Consider the following 1,897-nt stretch of genomic DNA (forward strand, 5'->3'; position numbering starts at 1 on the left):
TCCAGGAGCTCTTTGTCTATCTTCTCGTAGACATCATCCTGCACCTGCTTGGCGTTGACGATTCCCATGTCCATACCGGCCTTGCACGCATGGTGCAGGAAGGCCGAGTGGAACGCGCGTCGCACGGGCTCGTTGCCGCGGAATGAGAACGCGATGTTGGAAACGCCGCCAGAGACCTTGCAACCGGGGCAGAGACGCTTGATCTCCGACGTGGCGCGAATGAAGTCCACAGCGTAGTTGTTGTGCTCCGCGAGGCCGGTGCCCACCGTCAGGATGTTTGGGTCGAAGATGATGTCCTGAGGGTTGAAGCCCACCTCCTCCACGAGGATGCGGTACGCGCGAGTGCAGATGCGGACCTTCTCCGCGCACGTCGCGGCCTGGCCCTCCTCGTCGAACGCCATCACCACCACGGCGGCACCGTGTCGGCGGATCTCGCTGGCCTGCTCGCGGAACTTGTCCTCGCCCTCCTTGAGAGAGATCGAGTTCACAATGCACTTGCCCTGGCAGCACTTGATGCCCGCCTCCACGATGTGGAACTTGGACGAGTCGATCATGAAAGGCACGCGAGACACCTCCGGGTCGGACACCAGGAGGTTCACGAACCGGGTCATCGCCGGCACGCCCTCGATCAGGCCGTCGTCCATGTTGATGTCCAGGATGTCCGCGCCCTGGTTCACCTGCGACACGGCGATGCCCGCCGCCTTGTCGTAGTCGCCGTCGACGATCGCTTTCTTGTAAATGCGGGAACCGGCAACGTTGCACCGCTCGCCGATCATCAGGAACGTCGAACGCATGTTGGACTCGTCCGGCACGTAGTTCAGCGGCTCAAGGCCGCTCAGACGCATGACGTCGTCCACCCCGTGCGTCTCGCGAGGGCTGTACGAGCCGGCCATCGCCTTGATGGCAGCAATGTGCTCGGGGCCGGTGCCGCAGCAGCCGCCAATGGCGTTCACAAGACCCTCCTCGCAGAACGGACGCACGTCCTCCGCCATCTCCGGGCCGCCCTGGTCGTACCCGCCCATCGCGTTCGGGAGACCCGCGTTCGGATAGCAGAACACGTAGCAGTCTGCGCAACGGCTCAAGTTGGCGATGTACTGCTTCATGTCCTTCGCGCCCAACGCGCAGTTCAGACCAATCGCAAACGGCTTGGCGTGGCTCACGCTGTTCCAGAACGCCTCGTTCGTCTGGCCGCTCAGCGTGCGGCCGCTGTTGTCAACAATCGTGCCCGAAACGAACACGGGGATGCGAACGCCCTTCTCCTCGAAGAAACGGTCGAGGGCGTACAGCGCAGCGCGGGCGTTCCCAGTGTCGAAGATCGTCTCGACCAGGAACAAGTCGACGCCGCCCTCGTACAGCGCCACCGCCTGCTCGTAGTACGCCTGCGCCACCTCGTCGAACGTAATGCCGCGCAGCGCGGGGTTCTCGACGCTCGGACTCACGCTCAGCGTCTTGTTCGTCGGGCCAATCGCGCCGGCCACGAACTTCACGCTGCCGGGGTTCGCAGCCATGTACGCAGCAGTGCACTTCTTCGCCAGGCGCGCCGCCGTCGTGTTGATCAAATCCACCTCCTCCTTCTGGTCCAGCGCGTAGTCGGCCTGCGAGATCGTCGTCCCGTTGAACGTGTTCGTCTCGATGATGTCAGCACCAGCCTCCAAAAACGCGTTGTGGATCGACTCGATCACGTCCGGGCGGGTGATCACCAAAAGGTCGTTGTTGCCCTTCAGCTCGTCGCTGTGGTCAGTGTACCGGTCGCCGCGGAAGTCCGACTCCTCCAGCTTCCACTTCTGGATCTGCGTGCCCATCGCGCCGTCGATGAACAGGATGCGCTCCTTCATCAAAGAGTCGAGCTGATCAAACGCCGCAGACCTCTCAAGGCCGTCCTTGAAAGGCTTGTACA

1 protein-coding gene is annotated in these 1,897 nt (G+C 62.6%); it reads right to left on the bottom strand.

Translation table 11 applies throughout. From position 1 onward, the window contains the following. A partial coding sequence (locus GY725_03975; protein ID MCP4003332.1) for a dihydropteroate synthase occupies positions 1–1,897 on the bottom strand: 1,897 nt, incomplete at both ends.

It is taken from the genome of bacterium (assembly GCA_024226335.1).
In the GTDB taxonomy this organism is placed as follows: Bacteria; Myxococcota_A; UBA9160; order SZUA-336; family SZUA-336; genus JAAELY01.